We start from the raw sequence: 25850 nt of genomic DNA, 5'->3' as shown, positions 1-25850 counted from the left end.
CCTGCGCCGGCCCGAACGGGCATTGTGTCTTTCACCAGCTCACTCCTTCCTGTCGAACCTTTGCCAGTACCTGACGCCAGCGCGACAGCCGCGCAAGCGGATTGGCCGCCGACGAAGCCGCGCCCGGGGTCCACAAGCCCTGGCTGTTGAAACTGAAAACGGGGGTCAGATCCGGGCGCTGAGCGCCCGGCAGAATGTCGGGGATCAGGCTGTCGAGCAACAGGGGATCCGATGACGGGGTGGCATAATAACCAAGCACCATATGGGCTTGCGTAATGGAACTGCGGCTGCCACCGATACGGGCCCGGACATAGATCAGCCGCAGGCGCTCATCACTTATTCCTGCCATGCGCAAACTCAGATACTGCGCAATGGCGTAGTCTTCACAATCTCCTCTGCCCAGCCCCAGGGTTTCCAGCGGCGTGGCCCAGTAATCTTCCTGACCCCACAAGGCCTGATCCAGCTGATAACTCAGCTGGCGATGAAAAAAGCGGTTTACCAGCTCCAGCTTGTCGCGCTCCGGCAGGGAGCCGGCATCCGTTAACATGCGTTCCCACTGGCGGGAAACCTCACCCCGCTCGCGACCATAACGGCTGTCCATTAAATGATGGATACGGGAAAAGTCGACGCTGATGCCCATGGCGCCATAAGAAAAAGGCACCACCCGGTAAAGCGCCCCCAGCAGCAACAACAAGGTCACGCCCGTGGCCACTTTACGCATGAAATGCATTCTCGATAAAAGCCATTCAGGCCCCGCCAAGCCGGTACAGACACCGCATCCTAGCATAACGGATTCATTCCGGGCAGTTCACCGTTCCGGCTAATGGGTATGACGGCTTTCCACCCGAATGCGCACGGCGTCGTGGCGCCAGATTTCCCGGTCGCAGTCGATCACCCGATCGTACTGATCGTAATTGATGCGACTGACCGCCAGCACCGGGCTGCCCTGGGCCAGGTTGAGCACCCGCGCCGCCTCGCCCCGGGCCGCCGTGGGGCAGATATCAAAGCGTGAACGGCCATATTCCAGCCCGTATTGCTGCCGGTACAGATCGGTCAGCGACCGGCTCAGATCCTGCTGCTCAATATCCGGAAACAGCTCCGGGCGCAGGAAATGCTCCACATAGAGCACGGTGCGGCCGTCGATGCGCCGGGCCCGGCAGATGCGGATCAGCCGGCTGAGCGGTGCCAGTCCCATGTCTGCCACCAGCTCGCCGGAAGCCACCACCGACTCACAGGCCAATACCTGAGTCTCGGCGGTACGCTGCTGGCTGTGCACCAGCTGGTGAAAATGAGAGCGGCTGACCGGGTTGTAGATCAGCCGCGGGCGCGACACAAACCAGCCGCGCCGCTCTTCCCGGTAAATCAGGCCTTCGGCTTCCAGCATCGACAGCGCGTCTTTTACCGTGATGCGGGTGGTATCAAACAGGACGGCCAGCTCCCGCTCGGCGGGCAGCTTGTGGCCGGGAGCCAGAGAGCCGCCGGCGATCTGCCGGCGCAGGGTGTTGATAATGCGGGATGTCTGTGTTTGAGGTAAAGCAGTCAACTCTATTGGCCTATTCCACAAATGGTAAAGGCGGATTATACCAGCCTGAAGGGGACAGTTTAATCACCAAAAACCGCGTAAACATTCCTAAAAACCGCATGAATACGCCACTTTACTGTCGCAATAACGACACATCAGTGTCACAAATCCGCGATAGCATGAGCCCCGACACTGACCTAGTCCAGAGGACACCAACTCATGAAACACCTGTTTAGTGCAAGTCTGCTGACCCTGGCCCTGACGGCCACCGCCCAGGCCGCCGATCTCGGCGAGCTGGAAGCCAAGGCCCGGGCCGAAGGCAAGGTTTACAGCGTCGGCATGCCCGACAGCTGGGCCAACTGGAAGGACACCTGGCGGGATCTCGAAACCCGTTACGGCCTTGAACATCAGGACACCGACATGAGCTCGGCCCAGGAAATCGCCAAGTTCGCCGCCGAGAAGGACAACGCCACCGCCGACATCGGCGATGTGGGTGCCGCCTTTGGTCCCATTGCGGTGCAGCAGGGCGTGACTCAGGCCTACAAGCCCAGCACCTGGAACGACATTCCCGACTGGGCCAAGGATGAAGACGGCCACTGGATGCTGGGCTATACCGGTACCATCGCCTTTATCGTCAACAACGAGCTGGTCAGCAAGGCCCCCACCTCCTGGGCCGAACTGCGCGACGGTGACTATCGGGTTGCGGTGGGCGATGTGGGCGTGGCCGCCCAGGCCAACAGCGCCATTCTGGCCGCCGCCTTTGCCCTGGGCGGAGACGAGGCCAACCTCAACCCGGCCCTGGAGCTGTTCGCGGATCTGGCCAAACAGGGCCGGTTGTCGCCGGTGGACATCAATATCGCCAACCTGGAAAAGGGCGAAATTGAAATGGCAATACTGTGGGACTTCAACGCCCTCAACTACCGTGATCAGATCGATCGCGACCGCTTTACCGTGGTGATCCCGTCCGACGGCTCGCTGATCTCCGGCTATGCCACCATCATCAACAAGTACGCCAAACACCCCAACGCCGCCAAACTGGCCCGGGAATACATTCTCAGCGACGCCGGCCAGATCAACCTGGCCCGGGGTTATGCCCGCCCCATTCGCAGCAATGTCACCCTGCCCGACGATGTGCAGGCCAAGCTGCTGCCCGACGAAATGTACGCCAACGCCCGCCCCATTGAAAACTTCGACACCTGGGAGCAAAGCACCAAACGGCTGCCGCGCCAGTGGCAAAGCCAGGTGCAGATCCACCAGCAGAGGTAAGCATGCACAAGGTCATACTGATCATCATTGACGGTCTGGCCCACGAGGTAGCCCGGCACAGCCTGGGCTACCTGCTGGCCATGACCGAAGCGGAACGCGCCACCGCCTACAAGCTGCAATGCGAGCTGCCCTCGCTGTCGCGCCCGCTCTATGAAACCATTCTCACCGGCACCCGGCCGGTGGATCACGGTGTGGTGCACAACGAGGTGGTGCGCCTGAGCAATGAAACCAGTGTGTTTCACCTGGCGCGCCAGGCCGGCCTCACCACGGCGGCGGCGGCCTACCACTGGGTGAGCGAGCTGTACAACCGGGCGCCCTACGATGCGCTGCGGGATCGCTTTACCAGCGACAAGTCACTGCCCATTCAGCACGGCGCCTTCTATCATCTGGATCACTACCCCGACAGCCACCTGCTGCTCGACGCCGAATGGCTGCGCCAAAGCGCGGATCCGGATCTGCTGCTGATCCACCCGATGAACGTGGACGATGCCGGCCACAAGTTCGGCCTGGACTCCTCACAGTACCGCAACAGCGCCCGCCACTTTGATCTGCTGCTGGCCGATTATGTGCCCCGCTGGCTGGAAGCAGGCTATCAGCTGCTGATCACCAGCGATCACGGCATGAACCGGGATCGCAGCCACGGCGGCAACCTGCCGGAAGAGCGCGAGGTGCCGCTGTTCGTGCTGGGCTCGGCCTTCAGCCACAATCCGCAGGCCCACCCCCGCCAGACCGAGCTGTGCGGCACCGTGGCCAGCCTGCTGGGCATTGCCCACGACAAGCCCCTGTGCCGGGAGTTGCTGCGATGAACGAGTCTACCCTGCCCACCGGCGGTAACACCGCCACGCTGCGGGCCAAGGCGTCCGCCCAACCCAGGGCGGCGAGCGTGGCCCGGGGGGCGGCCAGCCGCCCCGCCCCCTGGCGCCGCTGGCTGCCGCTGACCCTGCTGCTGCCCTTTGCCCTGGTGTTTGGGCTGTTTCAGCTGGCCCCCATGATCTGGGTGCTGGTCAACAGCTTTCAGGCCGGCGGTGACTGGAGCCTGGCCAACTTCACCGAGATCCTCGGCTCGCCCTGGTATCGCCAGTCCTTTGCCAACAGCCTGGATCTGGCATTCTGGTCCAGCCTGGCCGGGCTGACCATCGCCCTGGCCGGCACCGCGGCCCTGCACCAGGTACCGGGCCGGCTGCAAAATGCCGTGGTGGCCTTTACCACCATGGCCAGCAACTTCTCCGGCGTGCCCCTGGCCTTTGCCTTTATCGTGCTGCTGGGCATGAACGGTGCCGTGACCCTGCTGTTGCAGGAGCTGGGCCTGGTGGAAGACTTTCACCTCTACTCCCGGGCCGGCCTGCTGGTGCTCTACACCTATTTTCAAGTTCCGCTGGCGGTACTGCTGCTGTACCCGGCCTTTGACGCCATCAAGCCCGACTGGCGCGACGCCGCCGCCCTGCTGGGGGCCGGTCCGCTGCACTACTGGCTGAAAGTGGCGTTGCCGGTGCTGAGTCCGGCCCTGCTCGGCACCTTTATCATTTTGCTGGCCAACGCCCTCGGCGCCTATGCCAGCACCTATGCACTGATGACCAGCAACTACAACCTGGTCACCATTCAGATTGCCGGCCTGGTGGCGGGCGACATCTTCCTCGAGCCCCAGCTGGCGGCGGCGCTGTCGTTGCTGCTGATGGCCCTGCTGTTGCTGGTGACCGGCATCAATCAATGGCTGATTGCCCGGAGTCGATATGCCTAAGCCCCCGCTTTCCGCCCGCTTTACCATCTGGGTGCTGGTGGCCCTGCTGGCCACTCCCATTGCCGTTACCCTGGTTTATTCCCTGGCCGCAAGCTGGGGGGCCCATATTCTGCCCTCGGGGTTCAGCCTGCAGTGGTATGCCCAGCTTTGGAGTGACAGCCGCTTTCTGGCCGCCTTTGGCCGCTCACTGCTGGTGTGCCTGGCGGCGCTGGTGCTCAGCCTGGCGCTGATTCTGCCGGCACTGTTCGTGGTGTTTTACTACTTTCCGAAACTGAAGGGGTTGATGAACCTGCTGGTGCTGATGCCCTTTGCGGTGCCGCCCGTGGTGTCGTCGGTGGGTTTGCTACAGCTCTATGCCGGCGGCCCGCTGCCCCTGGCCGGTACGCCCTGGATACTGGTGCTGTGCTATTTCACCCTGAGCCTGCCCTTTATGTACCGGGCGCTGGCCAACAACCTGGAAGCCATCAATCTGCACGATCTGATGGACGCCGCCCACCTGCTGGGAGCCGGCACCACCCGGGCCTTTCTGCAGGTGGTGTTACCCAATATTCGCAATGGCCTGCTCAGCGCCCTGTTTCTGGCGTTTTCCTTTCTGTTCGGGGAGTTCGTGTTCGCCAACCTGCTGGTGGGCACCCGCTTTGAAACCCTGCAGGTTTACCTGTACAGCCAGCGCACCACCAGCGGCCACTTCACCAGTGCCATGGTGATGTCCTACTTCCTGTTTATCGGCCTCGCCACCTGGGTGGCGCTGCGCCTGCAATCCCGGAGAGCCTGATGTTTTATCTGGAAGTTGCTCATCTCGCCAAACGCTTTGGCGACACCCATGTATTCAGCGATATCAACTTCGACATTCGCCAGGGCGAGCTGGTTACCCTGCTCGGCCCTTCGGGCTGTGGCAAGTCGACCCTGCTGCGCAGCCTGGCCGGGCTGGTAAGCCCCGATACCGGCCACATTCGCGTGGCCGGCGAAGACATCACCCACCTCAAGCCCCAGAAACGGGGCATTGGCATGGTGTTTCAGAGCTATGCCCTGTTTCCCAACCTGACCGTGGCCGGCAACATCGCCTTTGGCTTGGCGCTGCAGAAACTGGACAAGCGCGAGACCGAACGCCGGGTGGCGGAAGCGGTGGAACTGGTCGGCCTGACAGGCCGCGAGCGCCACTATCCTGCAGAGCTGTCGGGGGGCCAGCGCCAGCGAGTGGCGCTGGCCCGGGCGCTGGTGGTGCAGCCGCGCATTCTGTTGCTGGACGAGCCGCTGTCGGCACTGGATGCCCCCATTCGCAAGCGGCTGCGCGAGCAGATCCGCCAGATCCAGCAACAGCTCAACCTCACCACCGTCTTTGTAACCCACGATCAGGAAGAAGCGCTGACCCTGTCGGACCGCATCTTTGTGATGAACAAGGGCAGTATCGTCCAGGCCGACACCGCCGAAGCGGTGTATACCCGCCCGGCCAGTGACTTTGTGGCGAGCTTTATGGGCAGCTATAACCTGCTGGACAAGGAACAGGCCCGTGCCCTGTTCGGCCTTAACATTCACGGCCGGCTGGCCATTCGCCCCGAAGCCATTCATATTCGTGAGCCGGGCCGCGACTATGGCCCCCACATGACGGCACCGCTGCCGGCCCGAATTGAACAGCACCAGCTGCTGGGCAATGTAATTCGCTACCGGGTACGGCTGGCGCAGGGTACCCTGGATGTCGATACCCTCAACCGGGGGCCCCGCTCGCTGCTGGCAGACGGCACCCCCGTCGAGCTGCTGTTGCCCCAAGATGAACTGAAAGAGGTTGCCTGATGACACTGGCCATTTTTGACCTGGATGAAACCCTGATTGCCGGCGACTCTGCCACCCTGTGGCTGGCCTTTCTGGCCGAGCGAGGCCTGATAAGCGACGCCCTGCTGAAGGAAGAACGCCGGCTGATGGAAGACTATTACGCCGGCACCCTCGACATGCACACCTACATGACCCTGACCCTGGCCCCCATCGAAGGGCACCGGCCCGAGGAACTGGCACCGCTGGTGGATCGTTTTATTCGCGAACGCATTGAACCCATAATCTACCCCCAGGCCCGGGAGCGGCTGGCCTGGCACCACGCGCAAGGGCACCGCTGCCTGATCATCTCCGCCACCGGCGAGCACCTGGTACGCCCCATCGCGCACCACCTGGGGGTGGCCAGTGCCATTGGCGTACAAACCGAAATCGTGCAGGGCCGTTACAGCGGCCGGCCCGAGGGCATTTTCAGCTTTCAGCAGGGCAAGGTGGTGCGCCTCGGTCACTGGCTGCGGGAGCAGGGCCTTGAGCCCGGCTTCTGTTACGGCTACAGCGACTCCCACAACGATCTGCCGCTATTGGAATACGTGGATGAAGCCACGGTGATCAACGGCGACGACCGTCTCAATGCCCTGGCCGCCGAGCGCGGCTGGCAGCTCCTGAACTGGGCCTTGTAACTCACCCAAACAGCTTCTTCGAAAGCTCGGCCACCGTCTTGCCCTGGTAACGGGCGATGGCCAGCTCCCGCTCATCGGGCTGGCGTGAACCGTCACCGCCGGCAATGGTGGTGGCGCCATAGGGGGTGCCGCCGCCCACCCGGGAGATATCGGCCACCTCCGCCGTGCCATAACCCACTGGCACGATAATCATGCCGTGATGGGCCAGGGTGTTCCAGGTGCTGGTGATGGTGGTTTCCTGGCCTCCACCGGTACCGGTGGAGCTGAACACGCTGGCCAGCTTGCCCACCAAAGCCCCCTTGACCCAGAGCCCGCCGGTCTGGTCAAAAAAATTACGCATCTGACCGCTCATGTTGCCAAAGCGGGTGGGCGTGCCAATGATAATGGCGTCGTAGTCGGCCAGCTCGGCGGGGCTGGCCACCGCTGCCTGCTGATCCGTCTTGCCCCCGGCCTGTTTGAAGGCTTCCGCGTCCATGGTTTCCGGCACCCGTTTGATGGTGACCGTCACCCCGGCCACCGCGCCGGCTCCCTCTGCCACCGCCTTGGCCATGGTTTCGATATGACCGTACATGGAGTGATACAACACCAGCAACTTGCTCATTGCACTTCTCCCTTGTCTGTGAATATCACCTTTCACACTCTAGCTGCACCGGGCACAAGGCACAAAAAAACGGCACGCTGTCGCGTGCCGTTTTGTGCCGGAAGCCTGTAGTGACTCAGGCGAATTCCTTCACCATTTCCAGCACGTCCAGCTCGATGCCGTCGAGCTCTTCGTTCCAGTTGGGGCCTATGCGCACACCGTCTTCCGACAGATCTTCCACCCAGATTTCCAGAAATTCGGCCAGGGTGATCTCAAAGGGCTCGTAACCGGCCCACTCGTCCACACACTGGGCCTGGGCCTCGGCCTCGGTGGACCACAGCGGCATCACTTCGGTATCCTGAAACTCGGTGGAATCACACACCACCCACTCGTCTCCGAAGCGAAGCCCCCACATCACATGGTTGGCTTTCACTTGTTCGATAAAACGCTGGTATTCTGGCTGGTGGAGCTGGCTCATTATGGTCACCTTTGGCTTAATGAGGGGAAGACACCCCGAATGGGGGCGATACTGAACCAAATTAACCTTAGACTCAATCAAAACAATATTAAAAGCCGTGCTACGCAGTGCCCTTTGCCCGCACGTTACTTACAGGAGGTGGCGTATGAAATTGCCCGCCAAACACAGGGTAGCCAGTATCGACGTGGATGCCCAGTATACCTTTACCCCCGTCTGCCCCGGTGAACTGCCGGTGGCCGGCGGCGATACCATTGCCGCCGAGCTCAACCGCCAGGCCGCCTTTGCCGGCCACCGCCTGGGCTCGAAAGATGCCCACTCACCCTCGGCAACCTGGGTCGCCAGTGACGACCAGCCCGCCTTCAGCCCGGTCGAAGGGGCAAACGTCGACATTCGCTGGCCCCTGCATGCGGTGCCCGGTACTCGAGGCTTTGAGCTGCTCGACGGCCTGCCCCACCCCGCCGACTACGACTTTTTCGTGTGGAAGGGAGTAGAGCCCGACATGCACCCCTACGGCGCCTGCTACCACGATCTGGCCGAGCGCCAGAGCACCGGGCTGATTGAATACCTGCGCGGTCACGCGGTCGATACCGTGCTGGTGGGCGGGCTGGCCACCGACTACTGCGTGTTTCACACGGTGAAACAGCTGCTGGCCGCCGGCTTTAACGTGATCGTCAACCGCGCCGCCACTCGCGGCGTGGCCGACGACAGCAGCCGTCATGCCATTGCCGAGATGATCCAGCTGGGTGCCCATTTTGTGCACGATGCCGGCGAGCTGGAGCATGCCGATGACTGAGCCCGTGATCACCACCCTGCTCGACACCGATCTGTACAAATACACCATGATGCAGGCGGTGCTGCACCAGCACCCGGCGGCGGAGGTGGAATACCGCTTTCGCTGCCGCACGCCGAACGTCGACTTCTCCCGCTGTTTTGACGACATCGGCCGGGAAATCGATCACCTGTGCAGCCTGCAGCTGAGCGACGACGAGCTCGACTATCTGGCCGGGCTCGACTACCTCAAACCCGACTTTATTCACTTTTTACGGCTGTTCCGCCTGGACCGGCGCTTTGTGTACCTGGAGTGTATCGACGGCCGGCTGGAGCTGGCCATTCGCGGCCCCTGGCTGCATACCATTTTGTTTGAGGTACCGCTGCTGGCGATCATCAGCGAGGTGTATTGCCGCCATCACCATGCCCGCCCCGACTGGCAACATGCCCGAACCAAGCTGCAGCAAAAAATCGCCCTGGTGGCCCATGCCGAAGGCAGCGAGGGCTTTCGCTTTTCCGACTTCGGCACCCGCCGGCGCTTTTCCGCCCGCTGGCACCAGGAAGTGGTGCAGACCTTTGCCAGTGAGCTGCCCGAGCAGTTTTCCGGCACCAGCAACCTGGCACTGTCGCGCCGCATTGGCCGCCCGCCCATGGGCACCATGGCCCACGAGTTTCTGCAGGCGTTTCAGGCGCTGGGGCCCAGGCTGATTGACAGCCAGAAGGCGGCGCTCGACGCCTGGGTGCGCGAATACCGGGGCCGGCTGGGCATTGCCCTCACCGACGTGGTGGGCATGGACGCCTTTTTGCGCGACTTCGACCTGTACTTCGCCAAGCTGTTCGACGGCCTGCGCCACGACTCCGGCGACCCCGTGATCTGGACCGAAAAGGCCCTGGCCCACTACCGCAAGCTCAAGATCGATCCCTGCAGCAAGCGGCTGGTGTACAGCGACGCCCTCACCGTGGACAAGGCGCTGGACCTTTACCGGCGCTTTGCCGGCCAGTGCCGCCCGGCCTTTGGCATCGGCACTCATCTCACCAACGACGTGGTCGACGACAAGCCGCTCAGCATGGTGATCAAGATGACCCGCTGCAACGGCCAGGCGGTGGCCAAACTCTCCGACAGCCCGGGCAAGGCCATGTGCGAAGACGCCGGCTACCTGACCTATCTGTCTCACGTGTTTGGCGTGCCCGCCCCTGCCGTAAACCAGGGCTGACACAGACGTAAAGCCTGACTGCCGTTCCGCCCTTCTCAGCGTTCGCTCGTGTCTCTAGATTAAAAGACAACAGACACTGACGAAGGGCACTGTAATGACCGCCTCTCCCTATGTGGCCCGCCCCCCCGGGCCCGATGGCACCATTCACTACACCGAGGAAGAACACGCCATCTGGCACACACTCATTACCCGCCAGCTCGGCTGCGTGCAGCACCGCGCCTGTCACGAATACCTGACAGGGCTGGCGCGGCTGAACCTGCCCCATGACCGTATTCCTCAACTCGACGACATCAACCGGGTCTTGCAGCCCGTCACCGGCTGGCGCGTGGCCCGGGTGCCGGCACTGATCTCCTTTGATCGCTTCTTCGCGCTGCTGGCCGGCCGGCAGTTTCCGGTGGCCACCTTTATTCGCCGGCGGGAAGATCTCGACTACCTGCAGGAGCCGGACATCTTTCACGAACTGTTCGGTCACTGCGCCATGCTCACCCACCCGGCCTTTGCCCGCTTTACCCACACCTATGGGCAACTCGGCCGCGACGCCACCCCCAGAGAACGCGGTTTTCTGGCCCGGCTGTACTGGTTTACCGTGGAGTTCGGCCTGCTTAACACGCCGGAAGGGCGGCGCATTTACGGCGGCGGCATACTGTCGTCGCCGGGTGAAACCCAATACGCCTTTGAATCGGATAAGCCCGAATTTCGCCCCTTTAACCTGCTGGATGTGCTGCGCACGCCCTATCGTATCGATATCATGCAGCCCATCTATTATGTGCTGGACAGCCTGGACGATCTGTTTGCCATCGCCGACATGGACATTATGGCCGAGGTGCGCCGGGCCCAGCGGCTTGGGCTGTTCGCCCCCACCTTTCCACCCAAACAAACCGCCGTTTAAGGAGAATTCATGAGCCAACTGGCCCAACAACAATGCGAGGCCTGCCGGGCCGATGCCCCCCGAGTCAGCGATGCCGAGCTGGCCGAGCTGATGACCCAGATCCCCGACTGGACCCCTCAGGTCCGGGACGGCGTGCTGCAGCTGGAGCGGGAATTCAGGTTCAAGAACTTCAGGCTGGCCTGGGCCTTTGCCGACAAGGTTGCAGAACTGGCCGAAAGCGAGTTTCACCACCCGGCCATTTTGCTGGAATGGGGCAAGGTCACCGTCACCTGGTGGACCCACGCCATCGGTGGCCTGCACCGCAACGACTTTATTATGGCGGCGCGCACGGACCAGTTGCTGGACGAATGACGCGGAGACGTAAAACGTAAGAGGAAAAACGTGAGGGGTGAGGAGTATCTTTCTCCTCCCCCTTCCCCCTCACATTCGGCTTAAACCCCCAGCTTGTCGCGCAGGCTGTAGTAGACGGCGCCCATGGCGCTGAACGGCACCTGAAAGCGGCGGCCGCCGAAAAACGGCAGGTGCGGCAGGCGGGCAAAGGCGTCAAAGCGCTCGGCCTGGCCCTTGAGCACTTCCGACAGCAGCCGGCCCGCCAGGTGGGTACAGGTCACGCCGTGACCGCTGTAACCCTGCATGTAATACACGTTGGGCTCAAGCCGGCCGAACTGGGGCAGGCGCGACAGGGTCAGCAGAAAGTTGCCGGTCCAGCGGTAATCCACCTTCACCCCTTCCAGCTGCGGAAAGGTTTTCAGCAGTTTGGGCAACACCAGGCGGTCGATGTCGTCCGGATCCCGGGCGCCATAGACCACGCCGCCACCATAGAGCAGCCGGTTGTCGCCGGTGAGCCGGTAGTAATCCAGCAGATAGTTGCAGTCTTCCACACAGTAGCCGTTGGGGATCAGCCGCCGGATCTGCTCGTCACTCAGCGGCTCGGTAGTGACGATTTGAGTGCCGCAGGGCATGGCCTTGGCCGACAGCTTGGGCTCCAGGTTGCCGAGATAGGCATTGCCCGCCAGCACCACAAACCGGGCGCTGACGCTGCCTTTGTCGGTTTTGGCCTGAGCCGGGTCACCGTACGTCAGGCCGGTGACCGCCGACTGTTCAAAGATGCGACCGCCCAGCTTGCGGATGGCCTCGGCCTCGCCCAGTGCCAGATTGAGGGGGTGAATATGACCGCCGCGATGATCCAGCAGGGCGCCTACATAACGATCCGTGTCGATCTCCCGGGCCACCGCCTCGGCATCCAGCAGCTCCAGGCCATCATGGCCGTAGCGCTCCCAGTTGCCCTTCTGACTTTCCAGCTCGTGCAGCTGGCGGCGGTTGAGCGCCGCGAAAATGCCGCCGGGCCTGAAGTCGCACTTGATATCGTATTGCTCAATGCGTTCGCGAATGATGTCGCCGCCTTCAAACATCATGCTGCCCAGCATGCGGGCGGTATCGGCGCCGTAGCGGGATTCGATGACGTCTATGTCCCGGCTGTAGGAGTTGACGATCTGGCCGCCGTTGCGACCGCTGGCGCCAAAGCCGATGCGGCCGGCCTCCAGCAGCACCACATCAAAGCCCGCCTCGGTCAGAAACAGCGCGGTAGAGAGGCCGGTGTAACCGCCCCCCACCACGCACACATCGCACTGAATGTTTTCGGTCAGTTGCGGCCAGGGCGCGTGCTCGTTGGCGGTGGCCGCATAGTAGCTGTTGACGTGTTCCATGATGTGAATGCTCCCTTAATCCAGTGCCAGCCAGGTGGTCTTGAGTTCGGTAAACTTGTCAAAGGCGTGCAGTGACTTGTCGCGGCCGTTGCCGCTTTGCTTGACGCCGCCAAAGGGCACCGTCATGTCGCCGTCGTTGTAATTGTTGATAAACACGGAGCCGGCCTTGAGTTGCCGCGCCAGCCGGTGAGCCCGGCGCAGATCCGAGGTCCACAGCCCGGCGCCCAGACCGTACTGGCTGTCGTTGGCCAGTTGCACAGCCTCTTCTTCCCGTTCAAAGGTGGTCACCGCCAGCACCGGGCCGAAGATCTCTTCCCGGGCCACCGCCATATGCGGGTTGACCTGTTCCAGCACGGTGGGCCCGATAAAGTTGCCCGCCTGATCCCGGCCGTCCAGGCCCAGCACGGCGCCTTCTTCCAGACCTTCGGCAATGTAGCGGCACACGCTGCCGTGATGATCGCTGTCGATCAGGGTGCCCATGGTGGACGACGGATCCAGCGGATCCTTTGGCCTGAAGTGCTCGGCGGCCTTTTTCAGCTCGGCCATGAACTCGTCCCTGATGCTGCTTTCCACCAGCAGCCGGGTGCCGGCGATGCACACCTGGCCCTGGTTGTAGAAAATGCCGGCGGCGGACGCCCGGGCGGCCTTGGCCAGATCCGGGCAGTCGGCAAACACGATATTGGCGCTCTTGCCACCGGCCTCCAGCCACACCCGCTTCATGTTGGAGCGGCCGGCGTATTCCATCAGCAGCCGTCCCACCCCGGTGGAGCCGGTAAAGGTCAGGCAGTCCACATCCTCGTGCAGGGCCAGGGCCTTGCCCGCTTCGTGGCCGAAACCGGGCAGCACGTTGAGCACGCCATCGGGCAGGCCCGCTTCCCTGGCCAGCGCCGCCAGGCGAATGGCGGTCAGCGGCGATTTTTCCGAGGGCTTCAAAATCACCGAGTTGCCGGCGGCCAGCGCCGGGCCCAGCTTCCAGCAGGCCAGCAGCAGCGGAAAGTTCCAGGGCACGATGGCCGCCACCACGCCGATGGGCTCGCGGCTGACCAGCGCCAGGGCGTCGGGGCCGGTGGGGGCGATTTCACCGTAAATCTTGTCCACCGCCTCGGCATACCAGCGCAGGCAGCGCACCGCGCCGGGGATGTCGTCCCGCAGGCTGTGGCGAATGGGCTTGCCGGTATCCAGGGTTTCCAGCAGCGCCAGCTCTTCGGCGTGCCGCTCCATCAGCGCCGCCAGCCTGAGCAGCACCGCCTTGCGCTCGGCGGGGGCCTTTTGTGACCAGACGCCGGCCTCGAAACTGGCCCGGGCGGCGACCACCGCCATGTTCACATCCGCTTCCCGGGCCCGGCTGACTTCGGCCAGGGTAGTATCGGTGGCGGGGTTGATCACCGCAAAGCGCTCGCCCGCCACCGCCTCGCGGTATTCCCCTTCAATAAACAGCCGGCTCTCGGGTTGCAGTGTGTCCGCTTTGGCCTGCCAGTAGGCCTGGTTCCTGAACTCCATTATGTGTCTCCGCCTTGATTACAGGTTGGCCGGGGTATGGGCGCTGATAATGCGGCACTCCCGGTCCGATGTATTGGTAAAGGTATGGGGCAGCCCGGTGTCGATGACATAGCTTTGACCCGCCGTGAGCCGGTAATGTTCACCGTCCACCGTCAGCTCGATTTCCCCTTCCAGCACGGTGCCCACCTCTTCGCCCTGATGCTTGAGGTGGCCGCCGGTGCTGGTGCCCGGGGCATAGCACTCGATCAGAAAGCCCAGCGCCCGCTGACGGTTGCCGTTGTGCACCAGTCTGAACGACACCCCCCGGCTGCCGATTTCCACCAGTTCGTTTTCGTTCACCACCACCTTGTTGCGCACGGGGGCCTTGGGCTCGGCAAAAAACTCCGACAGCGACATGTCGTACACCTTGAGCAGCTTTTGCAGGCTGCTCACCGCCGGGCTCACCTTGTCCTGCTCTATGGTGCAGATGGCGCCGTGGGTCAGCCCCGACAGCTCGGCCACCCGGCGCTGGCTGAGCCCCAGCCGCCGGCGAATGTCCGCCAGCCGGCTGCCCGGCGCCAGCTCGCCATGGGTGCTCATACCGCCTCCCGTGCCCGGGCATGATCCCGGCAGGCGGCCACCAAGCCGTCGAACAGCGCCCGGGACAGAGCGTTGTCACGGCTGTGCCATTCCGGGTGCCACTGCACCCCCAGGGCAAAGGGATGGTCCGGCAGGCTGATGGCTTCCACCAGGCCGTCGGGGGCGGTGGCCTCCATCCGCACGCCCGGTCCCAGTGCCTTCACTCCCTGCATATGCAATGAATTGACCTGCTGCACGCCCTCGCCCGCCAGCTGCGCCAGCAGGCCCCCCGCCACCGGCTGAATGTCGTGGGCCGGGGCGTATTGCATTTCAAGGGGCAATTCCTTGTTTTCCCTGTGCTCGGCAAACAGCCCGGTCTCGTGCAGGCGCCGGTGCAGACGGCCGCCGCTGGCCACCACCATCTCCTGAAAACCGCGGCAAATGCCAAACAACGGCAGTTTCATGGTTTGCGCGGCGGCGATCAGCTGCAGGCTGAGCCGATCCCGGCCGGCGTCGGTATGGGGTTCTTCACCGGTCTCGCCGTAATGGTGCGGCTCCATGTTGCTGTAACTGCCGGTGAGCACAATGCCGTCAAGCCGCGCCAGCATGGCCGCCAGGGCCTGTTCATCCTCGCCCAGCTGGTGCACCAGAGGCACCGGCACCGCCCCGGCCGCCACGATGGCATCCAGGTATTTCTGTTGTACGACCAGTCCCGGATGCGGTCCCAGTTGCTGCCGGCACAGGATCACCCCCACCCAGGGCTTGTTAAATATATGAACCATATTCATGCACCTTAAACCGCTCTAAATTTTGAACACTCTGCCCCGATGGCGGGACATCCGTAAAAAATATAACCAAAACCCTAGCACCGGCGTTTTCAAAGCTCAATATTTTTTAACACTTGCAAAACAAAATAAACACACCTAAGTTATCAGCGTAAATTATATTTAACGGTCACATGGTGGTGAAATCATGCAAGCGAACACAGCGGTAACGACTCTTCCTTCTTCGGCCAGCGAGCCCGCTTCTACTCCCTTTGAACAGGAGGTGGCCGCCTACCTTGCCCGCTACCCCGAAACCCAGTACGTCGATGTGCTGTTGACCGACCTCAATGGCATTTTTCGCGGCAAGCGGCTGCCGGTGAGCGCCCTCGACAAGCTGGAAAACGGCTGTTTCTTTCCCGCTTCCGTGTTTGCCATGGATTTTCGCGGCAATGTGGTGGAGGAAACCGGCATCGGCCAGGACATCGGCGAGCCCGACCTGCCCTGCTACCCCATTGCCGGCACCCTGGTGCCCTCGGCCTCGGATGCGGAGGCGGTGGCCCAGTTGCTGCTGACCATGGTGGATGAACACGAGCAGCCCTTTGCCCTGGAACCGCGCAACGTGCTGGAACGGGTGTGGAAACAGGTGAAGGCCCGGGGCCTGACCCCGGTGATCGCCCTGGAGCTGGAGTTCTATCTGGTGGACAGAGACAGGGACGAGCAGGGCCGGCTGCAGCCTCCCTGCTCGCCGCTGACCCAGAAACGGGACACCTACAGCCAGGTCTATTCCGTGGACAACCTCAACAATTTTGCGGAGATCCTCGCCGATATCGACAATATCGCCGCCCTGCAGGGGCTGCCCGCCGACGGCGCCGTGGCCGAGGCCGCGCCGGGCCAGTTCGAGATCAACATGCACCACGGCAGCGACGTGCTGGCCGCCTGTGATCAGGCGCTGGCGCTGAAGCGGCTGATCAAGCTGGTGGCCGAGCAATACGAGATGGACGCCACCTTTATGGCCAAGCCCTACGAGGAACATCCGGGCAGCGGCCTGCACGTGCACATCAGCGTCACCGACGAACAGGGCAACAACCTGTTTGCCGATGCCGAGGGCGAGGACTCGCCGCTGCTCAGGCAGGCGCTGGCCGGCATGCTGGATCTGATGCCCGACAGCATGGCGCTGCTGGCCCCCAACATGAACGCCTTTCGCCGCTTTCAGCCGGGCATGTATGTGCCGGTGCAGGCGTCCTGGGGTCACAACAACCGCACCGTGGCCCTGCGCATTCCCGCCGGCGACGACGAGGCCCGCCGCATCGAGTACCGGGTGCCCGGCGCCGACGCCAACCCCTATCTGGTGGTGGCTACCATACTGGCCGGCCTGCTGCACGGCCTCGACAACACACTGCCGCTGCCGGAGCCGGTGGTGGGCAACGGCCTGGAGCAGGAAGGCCTGCCCCTGCCCACCCGCCAGAGCGACGCCCTGGCCCGGCTGCAAGGGGCCACCCCGCTCAAGCGCTACCTGGGTGACAAATTCATCGAGGTATACCGCATCTGCAAGCAGGATGAGCTGCTCGAATTTGAAAAGCGCATCACCGATATCGAACTGGAATGGATGCTGAAAAACGCCTGATTTCACCAACCAGGTAAAAGAGCGCCGGCAGGCGTCCCCCTCGACCAAAAAGGAAGATGATGATGGAACAACCCAATACCCTTGCCCTCAGTCCCAGTGTCAAATGGCCACCGCTCTGGCGTGGCCTGGCGGTGGCCGTGATAGCCGGTCTGGCCTTTGCCTGGCTCGGCTTTACCCACGAGCCCGGCAGCGACTACGGTGCGCTCAGCCTGCTGCCGGCGGCGCTGGTGATCACCATGGCGGTGCTCACCCGCAAAACCGTGGAATCCTTGCTGGCGGGCAGCCTGCTCGGCCTGCTGCTGCTCGACCCGGCCAACCTGGTGAGCCCGCTGGCGGACGTGACCCTGGCGGTGATGATGGATGAAACCATCGCCTGGCTGATCCTGGTGTGCGGCATGATGGGCGGGCTGATTAACCTGCTGGCGCGGGGTGGTGGCGTACACAGCTTTGGCGCCGTGATGACCCGGCTTATCAAGTCGCCCAGAAGCGCCATGGTGGGCACGGTGGGCCTGGGGCTGGTGGTGTTTATCGACGACTACCTCAATTCGCTGGCGGTGTCGTCGTCGATGAAAAGCATCACCGACCGCTTTCGCATCTCCCGGGAAAAGCTGGCCTACATCGTCGACTCCACCGCCGCTCCCATCTGCATTCTGGTGCCGGTATCCACCTGGGCGGTGTTTTTCGCTTCATTGCTGGAAGACTCGGGCGCGGCCGAAAGCGGCCAGGGCATGTCGCTCTACGTAGCCAGCATTCCCTGGATGCTGTACGGCTGGGCCGCGCTGCTGGTGGTGGCGCTGGTGGCGGCGCGCAAACTGCCGGACCTGGGCGCCATGAAAAAGGCCGAGGCCCGGGCGCAGGCCGGTCAGCCGGTGCCCGAGGGCTGGCAGGACGAGGCAACACCCGCCCCCGAGCGCAGTGTGCCCGGCTGGCTGGGACTGACCAACTTTCTGCTGCCCATGGCGGTGCTGGTGCTGGCCAGCGTGTATTACGACATCGATCTGCTGAAGGGCGTGCTGGTGGCCCTGGGTGCGACCATGGTGCTGTATTCGGTGCAGCGGCTGCTGTCGTTCCAGCAACAGGTGGACGCCACCCTCGACGGCTTCAAGGTGATGCTGTATCCGCTCGCCACCGTCTGTGCCGGCTTTATTCTGAAGGAAGTGAACGATCAGCTGGGCATGACCCGCTACATCATCGACACCGTCACCCCGCTGCTGACGCCGGCGCTGTTGCCCGCTGTGGTGTTTCTGGTGATGGCCGCGGTGGTGTTCAGCACCGCCTCGAGCTGGGGCGTGTTCGTGATTTCCCTGCCCATCGTCGTGCCCCTGGGCCAGGCCATGAACGTGCCCATGCCGCTGGTGGTGGGTGCCCTGCTGTCGGCCTCGGCCTTTGGCAGCCACGCCTGCTTCTTCAGCGACTCCACCGTACTGTCGGCCCAGGGCGCCGGCTGCGACACCATGGATCACGCCCTGACCCAGCTGCCCTATGCGCTGATCGGCGGTGTCCTTACCCTGGCCGCCCTGCTGGCCGCGGGCTTCTGGATGATGTAACGGGAAACGTTGAAACGACAATGTACCTTAAGGGCCTGCCTGGCAGGCCCTTAGCCGTTCTGGCTTTGGCAATACTCCACGAAGGCCTCGGGGTTAAGGGGCGGCGAATACCAGTAGCCCTGTACCAGGTTACAGCCCATGGTCCTGAGCAGCGCCACCTGTTCGGGGCGCTCCACTCCCTCGGCCACGGTTTCGCAGCCCAGTATGCGGGCCATGTGGATCACCGCCTGGGCCAGGCCCCGGTCCTGCTCGTCGGCGTCCATTCGCTCCACAAAGGCCTTGTCTATCTTGAGCACCGACACCGGCATGGTCTTGAGGTAGGCCAACGACGAATAGCCGGTGCCGAAGTCGTCAATGGCAATGCCGATGCCCGCCGCCGCCAGCTGGTTGAGCTGCACCAGCGCCAGCTCCATGTTTTGCATCAACCCCGACTCGGTCACCTCGATTTCCAGCGCGCCCGGTGGTAACCGGCTGTGGGCCAGGCGAGTGATCAGGCCATCGGCAAAGCCCGGCTGCATCAGCTGCAGCGCCGCCACGTTCACCGCCACGCGAAAGTCCGGGGGCACGGCCCCCTGCGCCAGCCATTGCTCCAGCTGGTCTATGGCGGTGTCGATCACCCAGCTTCCCAGGCGCAGAATATCGCCGCTGCTTTCGGCAATGGGAATAAAATCCGCCGGCGATACAAAGCCGAACTCGGGGCTGACCCAGCGCAACAGGGCCTCGGCCCCCACCACCCGCTCGCCGCTCAGCTCCATCTTGGGCTGATACACCAGAAACAGCTGATGCTGCTCGGCGGCGGTGCGCAGGGCCTGACGGTAATGGCTGAGGGTCAGCAACCGCTGCTCCAGGGCCGGTTCAAAGCAGCGCCATGTGCCGGCCTTGGGCGGCAACGCCATGGCCGCCTGCCGAATCAGGTGCTCGGCGCTGTCGTGGGCCTGGGCGCTGTGGCTGATGCCGACCCGGCAATCCAGGTGCAGCAGCAGCCGTTCCACCTCAATGCCCTGAGCCAGGCTGTGCAGCAGGGCATCGGCCCGGCAGGCCAGCCCGTCCGTCTGCGGCGTGCCGAAGTCCAGTACCAGCCACTCGCTGTTGCTCCAGGCACCAAACACGCACGATTGCTCATGCAGCAACGACTGCAGGCGTTCACTCAGGGTGCGGCTCAGGGTTTCGGCCACCCGCAGGCCATGCAGCCGGGCAATGTCTTCCAGGCCGTCGAGGGCAACAAAATACACCACCACGCCGCGCCCGGTGTGCCCCTGCAACTGCTCCAGCAGGCCACGCCGGTTAAGCCGGCCGGTAACCGGATCACTGATCGCCTGTTGCTGCAGCTCGCTGGTACGCTGGCGCACCTCGTCTTCCAGCCAGGCGGCGCGCACGCTGCGCTCGCGCAACAGAAAGTGGGCCTCCAGGGTGTTGCGAATGCGCTGCAGCACTTCCAGCTGGTCAAAGGGTTTGTTGAGAAAGTCCCGGGCCCCCAGGCCCAGGGCCCGCAGCCGGGTGTCGGCATCGGTCTGGGCACTGAGCACAATCACCGGCGGTGCCTGCTCGCCCCACTCGGCATGCAGCCATTCCAGCACCCGGTAGCCGTCCAGGTGCGGCATGCGAATATCCAGCAGCAACAGGTCCACCCGCTGGGCCTTCATGATCTGCGGCAGCCGGCGCGGGTCGGTTTCTCCATGCACATGGCGGTAGCCCTCGTCTTCCAGCAGACAGAGCAGCAGCTCCACGTTCACCGGATTGTCGTCGAGCACCAGAATGTGGGCGTCGGCGTGAGTGGGCACGGTCATGACGCGTCTCCGGTCAGCTCACCGAGCAGCGCCAGCAGCCGGGGAATGTCCACCGGCTTGGTCAGGTAGTCCCGAAAGCCGGCCCTGCGGGCCTGGCGCACCTCTTCCGGCATGGCATTGGCCGACAGCGCCACCACCGGCACATGGCGCGTGCGCGGATGCCGCCCCAGCAGGCGGGTCGCCTCGATTCCGTTCATGCCGGGCAGGTTGATGTCCATCAGGATCAGATCCGGCGGGCTGGCGCAGGCCATTTCAAAGGCCAGCTCCGCCGAGTGCACACAGGCCAGCTCGATGCCGTCGAGGTCATCGAACAGATCGTTCAGCAAGCGCTGGTTGGCCGGATTGTCTTCCACGTAAAGCACGGTTTTGCCAGCTCCGGCAACCGGCTCCCGCGACGGCAGAGCTTCCGGCAGGGCCGCCGTTGATGCCGGCTCGGCCAGGGGCAGGCAGAACCAGAACTCACAGCCATCACCGGGGTGGTTGTTGACACCGATCTCTCCCTGCATCTGCTCGACAATGCTTTTGGTCAGCGCCAGCCCCACGCCGGTCCCCTCAATGACGCCGTTCTCGGCTCCCAGGCGGTTAAAAGGCTGAAACAACTGATCGAGGTGCTCGGGAGCAATGCCGGCTCCGGTGTCCCGCACCGCAATGCGCAGGCGCTCACCGTCGCGACGGCAGGCAATGTTGACCTGGCCATCGGGCCGGTTGTACTTGATGGCGTTGGAAATCAGGTTGATCAGCACCTGCTTGAGCCGGGTGTAATCGGCGGTGACGGTGCCGCAGCGCCCCACCTGCACCAACAGCTGAATGCCCTGTTGCTGGGCCATGGGGGAGAGAATGTCACAGGCCTCGCGCACCACGTCGGTCACATCGATGGCCTCGAACGACATGTCGATGCGACCGGCCTCGATGCGTGCCAGATCCAGCACCTCGTTGATCAACTTGAGCAGGTGGCTGCCGCTTTTGTAAATCTGCTCCACCTGACGCAACTGGCGCTCGCCCAGGGGGGTGCGCTGGTTGTTCTGCAGCAGCTGGGCAAAGCCCATGATGGCGTTAAGGGGCGTGCGCAGCTCATGGCTCATGGACGACAGAAACTCGGTTTTGGCCCGGCTGGCACGCTCAGACTCATCCCGGGCCTGCCGCAACTGCTCGGTGACCGCCTCCCGCTCGCGCAACTGGCGATAGAGGTTGATCAGCAGGGCGCAGGTGGAGGTAAAGGGCTCCAGCCAGGCCACCAGCGCCTGACTGTAGTCCTCGCGACCATTGGCGATGGCGAACATGCCGATCACCTCGCCGTCATCGATAATGGGAACCCCCAGAAAATTGTGCAGCGGCGGATGGCCGGGTGGAAAGCCACCGCGGCGGGCATCTCCGGCCATGTCGTTACTGAGCACGGTCTGGCCGCCGGCGAACACCCGGCCCAGCATGCTGGCCGGGTTGGTGAGCAGCATCTCCCCGGCCTGCAGTTTGAGCATCAGCTGGCGCGACTCCTCGCTCCAGGACAGGTCGGTGATGGCATGCACCTTCAACGCCGGCCCGCTTTCAACGGGCAGCACCTCGCCGATCAGGGAATAGTCGCTGCCGGTGAGCTCCCGCAGCGCCTCCTGCAAAAAGCCCCACAACTGGTTGCCGGACATGAGCGCATGGTAGTCGGTCAGACCCTTGTGCAGCACGCTCAGCAGCCGCTGCTGACGCTCCAGCTGGCGGGCCGCCTCCCGCTCCCGCAGCTCGGCCTGATGCGTTTCGCTGAGGTCGGTAAGAATGCCGATAAACTCGGCGTTGTCATGCTGATCGTCCTGGCGCACCTGACCCACCGCCAGGTGCACCGGCACCTGCTGACCGTTCCTGTGCAGGGCCGCCACTCTTCGCCCCTTGCCAATGACCCTGGCCTCACCGCCGTCAAGATAGCTGCGAATATACTGATCGTGATGCTCCGCCCACTGGGCCGGCATCAGCCGGCTGACATTCTGCCCCAGCAGCTCTTCCCGCCCGTAACCGAGCAGCTTGAGAGCGTAGTCGTTGATCTCCCGAATCCGGCCCCGGCCATCAATGCGGACGATGCCGGCGGCGGCCCCTTGCGTAATGGCCTCATAGCGGGCCAGCCGGCTGTCGCTCAGGTGGCCCTGCTCATTCAGCTGTTGCCGCTTCCAGCGCAGCCGCAGCAGGGCCCGGGCCTGCTCGGCCAGCAGGCCCAGCCGACGCCGTTCTTCTTCGCTCAGGGTGCGGGCCTGCGTGTCCAGCACCGCCAGCACCCCCAGCACCAGGCCGGATTCCAGATAAAGGGGAAACCCGGCATAAAACCGCAGCCCGGGTTCGCCGGTGACCAGAGGATTGCCGGCAAAACGCGGATCCTGGCTGGCGTCCGGTACGATCAACGGCGCCCCGTCGGCCACCACCCAGCTGCAAAAGGCGATGTCCCGCGGGGTTTCCTGCACCGCCAGCCCGCGCCGGCCACGAAACCACTGGCGGTGTTCGTCCACCAGCGATACCACCCCCATGGGGGTATCGAGCAGCAGGCAGGCCAGCTCCACCAGTTGATCGAATTCCGGGTCTGCCGGCGTGTCGAGCAGTTGCAGCTGGTGCAGGCAGGCCAGGCGGGCGGGTTCGTTGCAGGGCAAGGGGGCGGCGTGGGTCATGATCAACGTTCCGTGTCGAGGCGTCTCTGGTGGCAATAGGTATTCGTCATCTCGGGTTGCCCGAGCATACTAACGCGCCCCCAACACAAAAACGACCCATGCGGGTCGCTTTATGTGGAGTCCGGTCCGGGTTTACATGCCCAGCAGCCACCTCAGGGCCATGCCCACCAGGGTGATCAGGCCCACTCCGGCCAGATAAAGGCCGGCAAACCACAGCCAGCCCCGTTTACCGGCCATCAGTAGCCTTCCTCAAAGTCTTCCACCTTGCCGGAGAAAATGCGGTAGCCCCACAGGGTATAGGCGCAGATCAGCGGCAGGAAGATGGCGATACCCGGCAGCAGGAAGGTCAGGCTGGAGTCCGGTGCGCTGGCCTGCCACAGGGTCAGCCGGTGCGGGATCAGATAGGGGAACAGGCTCACCACCAGACCGCCAAAGCCCAGCACGAACAGGCCGCAGGCCAGCCAGAAGGGCCGGGTCTCGTGGGGCTCGCCATCCAGATCCCGGTACAGCAGGAAGCCCAGCAGCACGCTCGCCAGCGGCAGCGGCGACAGCCACAGCAGGTTGAGACCGTCAAACCAGCGGCTGCTGACTTCCTCGTTGGCCAGCACCATCCACAGGCTCAGCACCAGCAGAATGGCCATGATGGCCAGCACCAGCCGGCGACCGAGGTGGGCGGCCCGGGCCAGCATCTGCTCCCGGCTTTTCAAGACCAGGTAGCAGCAGGCCAGCAGGGCATAGGCCACCATCAGCGCAAAACCGGTAAAAATGCTGAACGGGCTGAGCCAGGCCAGGGCCCCCAGCTCGCCGGGGCCGGCGTCTACCCCCTGCACTACGGCGCCGAGAATGGCGCCCTGGCAAAAGGTGGCCACGGTGGAGCCAAGCCAGAACGATTTGTCCCACCAGGGCTTGGAGCGGTGCGACTTGAAGCGGTATTCAAAGGCCACGCCCCGGAATATCAGCCCGATCAGCATGATGATAATGGGCGTATACAGGGTGGCCAGTATGCCGGCGTAGGCGGCGGGAAAGGCGGCGAACAGCACCACACCGCCAAACACCAGCCAGGTTTCGTTGCCGTCCCACACATGAGAGATGGAGCGCATCATGTGATCCCGCTCGCCCTCGCTGCGAAACCAGGGGTAGAGAATGCCGAGGCCGAGGTCAAAGCCGTCCAGCACCACGTACATCAGTACCGCAAAGCCCAGCAGCAAATAATAAAACAGTGCCAGATCCATTTCAGTTCTCCACCACGTCGTGTTGCATTTTCTTCACCCAGGCCAGGGCAAAGCCGGGGGCCTTGATACCAATCATGTGCTGCTCAAGCCGCGCCATGTCCGGCGGCCCCTTACGCACCAGCTTGGCCATGAAATAGAGGTAGACGCAGAACAGCAAACTGTAGGTCAGCACAAACAGGGTGAGGGAAAACAGCACCCGCTCCGCCGGCAGCGGCGACACCACCTCCATGGTGCGCACCAGGCCGTGCACCAGCCAGGGCTGGCGGCCCACTTCGGCCACGTACCAGCCGGCCAGGGTGGAGATCACGCCCGACGGGATCATCAGCATCATCAGCCACTGAAACGGCCGGCTTTCAAAACGGCCGTTCTTTCTGCGCAGCCACAGGCCCCACAGGGCGGCGCCGATCATCAGCACGCCCAGCCCCACCATAATGCGGAAGGAATAAAACACCAGGGGCACATAGGGGCGTTCATCGGCAGGCACCGACTTCAGCCCCTGCAGTTCACCGTCCGGCTCATGGGTAAGGATCAGCGACGCCAGCTTGGGAATGGCAATCTCGAAATGGTTGGTCTCGGCCTCCATGTCGGGCACCGCAAACAGCAGCAGCGGCGCGCCGCGCTCGGTTTCCGGCCAGATCCCCTCCATCGCCGCCACCTTGATGGGCTGATGCTCCTTCACGTTCAGGCCGTGAAAGTCGCCGACAATAGCCTGCACCGGCGCCAGCAGCAGCGCCGCCCACAGCGCCATGGACAGGCCCTTGCGACCAAAGGCGCGATCCCGGCCCTGGTACAGGTACCAGGCGCTGACACCGCCCACCAGGAAGGTGGCGCTGAGCATGGCCGCCAGCAGCATGTGGGTCAGCCGGTAGGGCATGGACGGGTTGAAAATCACCTCCATCCAGCTGGCCACCTCGAAGCGGCCGTCCACCAGCGCATAGCCCGCCGGGGTCTGCATCCAGGAGTTGGCCACGATGATCCAGAACGCCGAAATCCAGGTGCCCAGGGCCACCACACAGGTAGAGAAAAAGTGCAGCTTCTCCCCCACCCGCTGCCAGCCGAACAGCATGACCCCGAGAAAGCCCGCCTCCAGGAAAAAGGCGGTCAGTACCTCGTAGGCCATCAAGGGCCCGAGCACGGCGCCGGTGATCTCGGAAAAGCGGGAAAAGTTGGTGCCGAACTCGTAGGACAGCACGATGCCGCTCACCACCCCCATGCCGAAGGTCACGGCAAAGGGCTTGATCCAGAACTTGGCCAGCTGAAAATACACCGGATTGCGGGTTTTCAGCCACAGCCCCTCCCAGATGGCAATGGCGGTGGCCAGGCCGATGGTCATGGCCGGAAAGATAATGTGAAAACTGACGGTAAAGGCGAACTGTATTCGCGACAGAATGGCGGCATCAAGCTCCATGGTTCCTCCTTAGCGGGCCAGCCGGCGACGTACCAGGGCCGGCAGCCCTGCCATCAGCAGAACAACCAGGATGGCGGAAAATTCCATCAACAGCGTGATCAGGTTCATTGTTATATGGCTCACTCGTTAGTCTGGTGAGCTGGTTTTGCATGAAGCGTGCCAGCCTTTGGAAAACCCCGCCCCGCCTTG

The 25850-nt window shown here is 63.3% G+C and carries 24 protein-coding genes; 12 read left to right on the top strand and 12 right to left on the bottom strand.

Features of this window, described 5'->3' with window-relative positions; genetic code table 11:
* Positions 1–31: 31 nt before the first annotated feature.
* Positions 32–721 (bottom strand): transglutaminase-like cysteine peptidase, encoded by a 690-nt coding sequence (locus PU634_RS02330; protein ID WP_306762468.1) that lies wholly within the window; start codon positions 719–721, stop codon positions 32–34.
* Positions 722–820: 99 nt separating this feature from the next.
* Positions 821–1543: a UTRA domain-containing protein gene (locus PU634_RS02325; RefSeq protein WP_306762467.1), complete on the bottom strand. Its 723-nt coding sequence runs from the start codon at positions 1541–1543 to the stop codon at positions 821–823.
* Between the two features lie 198 nt (positions 1544–1741).
* Here PU634_RS02325 and PU634_RS02320 point away from each other — a divergent pair, with 198 nt between their 5' ends.
* From PU634_RS02320 to PU634_RS02295, 6 genes are read left to right on the top strand one after another with little or no spacing between them, the layout of a single operon-like run.
* Entirely contained in the window at positions 1742–2788 is a 1047-nt protein-coding gene (locus tag PU634_RS02320) for an ABC transporter substrate-binding protein (protein WP_306762466.1), read from the top strand.
* Between the two features lie 2 nt (positions 2789–2790).
* A complete protein-coding gene (locus PU634_RS02315) occupies positions 2791–3594 on the top strand; it encodes an alkaline phosphatase family protein (protein ID WP_306762465.1) in 804 nt (267 codons plus the stop codon).
* Positions 3591–4526 carry an ABC transporter permease gene (locus PU634_RS02310; RefSeq protein ID WP_306762464.1) on the top strand — a complete coding sequence of 312 codons (936 nt, stop codon included), beginning with the start codon at positions 3591–3593 and terminating at the stop codon, positions 4524–4526. Before PU634_RS02315 ends, PU634_RS02310 begins: the two co-directional genes overlap by 4 nt.
* On the top strand, positions 4519–5301 hold the full coding sequence (locus tag PU634_RS02305; RefSeq protein WP_306762463.1) for an ABC transporter permease: 783 nt from the start codon (positions 4519–4521) through the stop codon (positions 5299–5301). Before PU634_RS02310 ends, PU634_RS02305 begins: the two co-directional genes overlap by 8 nt.
* Entirely contained in the window at positions 5301–6317 is a 1017-nt protein-coding gene (locus tag PU634_RS02300; protein WP_306762462.1) for an ABC transporter ATP-binding protein, read from the top strand. The genes PU634_RS02305 and PU634_RS02300 overlap by 1 nt, the downstream gene beginning before the upstream one ends.
* On the top strand, positions 6317–6970 hold the full coding sequence (locus tag PU634_RS02295) for an HAD family hydrolase (protein ID WP_306762461.1): 654 nt from the start codon (positions 6317–6319) through the stop codon (positions 6968–6970). The genes PU634_RS02300 and PU634_RS02295 overlap by 1 nt, the downstream gene beginning before the upstream one ends.
* A gap of 1 nt (position 6971) precedes the next feature.
* On the opposite strand, the gene wrbA is transcribed toward PU634_RS02295, so the two are convergent.
* On the bottom strand, positions 6972–7571 hold the full coding sequence (gene wrbA, locus PU634_RS02290; protein WP_306762460.1) for an NAD(P)H:quinone oxidoreductase: 600 nt from the start codon (positions 7569–7571) through the stop codon (positions 6972–6974).
* Positions 7572–7686: 115 nt separating this feature from the next.
* The gene (locus PU634_RS02285) at positions 7687–8028 is read right to left on the bottom strand and encodes a DUF2750 domain-containing protein (RefSeq protein ID WP_306762459.1); all 342 of its coding nucleotides are present in this window, start codon (positions 8026–8028) and stop codon (positions 7687–7689) included.
* A gap of 145 nt (positions 8029–8173) precedes the next feature.
* Here PU634_RS02285 and PU634_RS02280 point away from each other — a divergent pair, with 145 nt between their 5' ends.
* The 4 genes from PU634_RS02280 (at position 8174) to PU634_RS02265 (ending at position 11250) form a co-directional block, all read left to right on the top strand.
* On the top strand, positions 8174–8821 hold the full coding sequence (locus PU634_RS02280; RefSeq protein WP_306762458.1) for an isochorismatase family protein: 648 nt from the start codon (positions 8174–8176) through the stop codon (positions 8819–8821).
* On the top strand, positions 8814–10010 hold the full coding sequence (gene pncB / locus PU634_RS02275) for a nicotinate phosphoribosyltransferase (RefSeq protein WP_306762457.1): 1197 nt from the start codon (positions 8814–8816) through the stop codon (positions 10008–10010). Before PU634_RS02280 ends, pncB begins: the two co-directional genes overlap by 8 nt.
* 94 nt (positions 10011–10104) lie before the next feature.
* Positions 10105–10899 carry a phenylalanine 4-monooxygenase gene (gene phhA, locus PU634_RS02270; protein WP_306762456.1) on the top strand — a complete coding sequence of 265 codons (795 nt, stop codon included), beginning with the start codon at positions 10105–10107 and terminating at the stop codon, positions 10897–10899.
* A 9-nt stretch (positions 10900–10908) separates the two neighbouring features.
* Positions 10909–11250, top strand: a complete 342-nt coding sequence (locus PU634_RS02265) for a 4a-hydroxytetrahydrobiopterin dehydratase (RefSeq protein ID WP_306762455.1) — start codon at positions 10909–10911, stop codon at positions 11248–11250.
* An 80-nt stretch (positions 11251–11330) separates the two neighbouring features.
* On the opposite strand, the gene PU634_RS02260 is transcribed toward PU634_RS02265, so the two are convergent.
* Genes PU634_RS02260 through puuD form a run of 4 tightly spaced genes read right to left on the bottom strand, consistent with a single transcriptional unit; the run spans position 11331 to position 15445 of the window.
* Entirely contained in the window at positions 11331–12608 is a 1278-nt protein-coding gene (locus PU634_RS02260) for an NAD(P)/FAD-dependent oxidoreductase (protein WP_306763645.1), read from the bottom strand.
* A gap of 12 nt (positions 12609–12620) precedes the next feature.
* A complete protein-coding gene (gene puuC / locus PU634_RS02255) occupies positions 12621–14105 on the bottom strand; it encodes an aldehyde dehydrogenase PuuC (RefSeq protein ID WP_306762454.1) in 1485 nt (494 codons plus the stop codon).
* Between the two features lie 18 nt (positions 14106–14123).
* Complete coding sequence (gene puuR / locus PU634_RS02250; protein ID WP_306762453.1) at positions 14124–14684, bottom strand: HTH-type transcriptional regulator PuuR; 561 nt, start codon at positions 14682–14684, stop codon at positions 14124–14126.
* Positions 14681–15445, bottom strand: coding sequence for a gamma-glutamyl-gamma-aminobutyrate hydrolase (gene puuD / locus PU634_RS02245; protein ID WP_306762452.1), 765 nt, complete (start codon positions 15443–15445; stop codon positions 14681–14683). Before puuD ends, puuR begins: the two co-directional genes overlap by 4 nt.
* Before the next feature lie 190 nt (positions 15446–15635).
* Here puuD and PU634_RS02240 point away from each other — a divergent pair, with 190 nt between their 5' ends.
* Positions 15636–17051, top strand: coding sequence for a glutamine synthetase family protein (locus PU634_RS02240; RefSeq protein WP_306762451.1), 1416 nt, complete (start codon positions 15636–15638; stop codon positions 17049–17051).
* A 62-nt stretch (positions 17052–17113) separates the two neighbouring features.
* Positions 17114–18598 (top strand): Na+/H+ antiporter NhaC family protein, encoded by a 1485-nt coding sequence (locus tag PU634_RS02235; RefSeq protein ID WP_306762450.1) that lies wholly within the window; start codon positions 17114–17116, stop codon positions 18596–18598.
* Between the two features lie 50 nt (positions 18599–18648).
* On the opposite strand, the gene PU634_RS02230 is transcribed toward PU634_RS02235, so the two are convergent.
* The 4 genes from PU634_RS02230 to PU634_RS02215 all read right to left on the bottom strand — a co-directional run bounded on the left by PU634_RS02230 (position 18649) and on the right by PU634_RS02215 (position 25661).
* Positions 18649–20385 (bottom strand): EAL domain-containing response regulator, encoded by a 1737-nt coding sequence (locus PU634_RS02230; RefSeq protein ID WP_306762449.1) that lies wholly within the window; start codon positions 20383–20385, stop codon positions 18649–18651.
* Positions 20382–23021, bottom strand: coding sequence for a GAF domain-containing protein (locus PU634_RS02225; protein ID WP_306762448.1), 2640 nt, complete (start codon positions 23019–23021; stop codon positions 20382–20384). Before PU634_RS02225 ends, PU634_RS02230 begins: the two co-directional genes overlap by 4 nt.
* A gap of 236 nt (positions 23022–23257) precedes the next feature.
* Positions 23258–24253: a cytochrome d ubiquinol oxidase subunit II gene (locus PU634_RS02220; protein WP_306762447.1), complete on the bottom strand. Its 996-nt coding sequence runs from the start codon at positions 24251–24253 to the stop codon at positions 23258–23260.
* A gap of 1 nt (position 24254) precedes the next feature.
* Entirely contained in the window at positions 24255–25661 is a 1407-nt protein-coding gene (locus tag PU634_RS02215) for a cytochrome ubiquinol oxidase subunit I (protein WP_306762446.1), read from the bottom strand.
* Positions 25662–25850: the final 189 nt, after the last annotated feature.

This window comes from Oceanimonas pelagia (genome assembly GCF_030849025.1).
In the GTDB taxonomy this organism is placed as follows: domain Bacteria; phylum Pseudomonadota; class Gammaproteobacteria; order Enterobacterales; family Aeromonadaceae; genus Oceanimonas; species Oceanimonas pelagia.
This window is presented reverse-complemented; position numbering and strand designations above follow the sequence as displayed.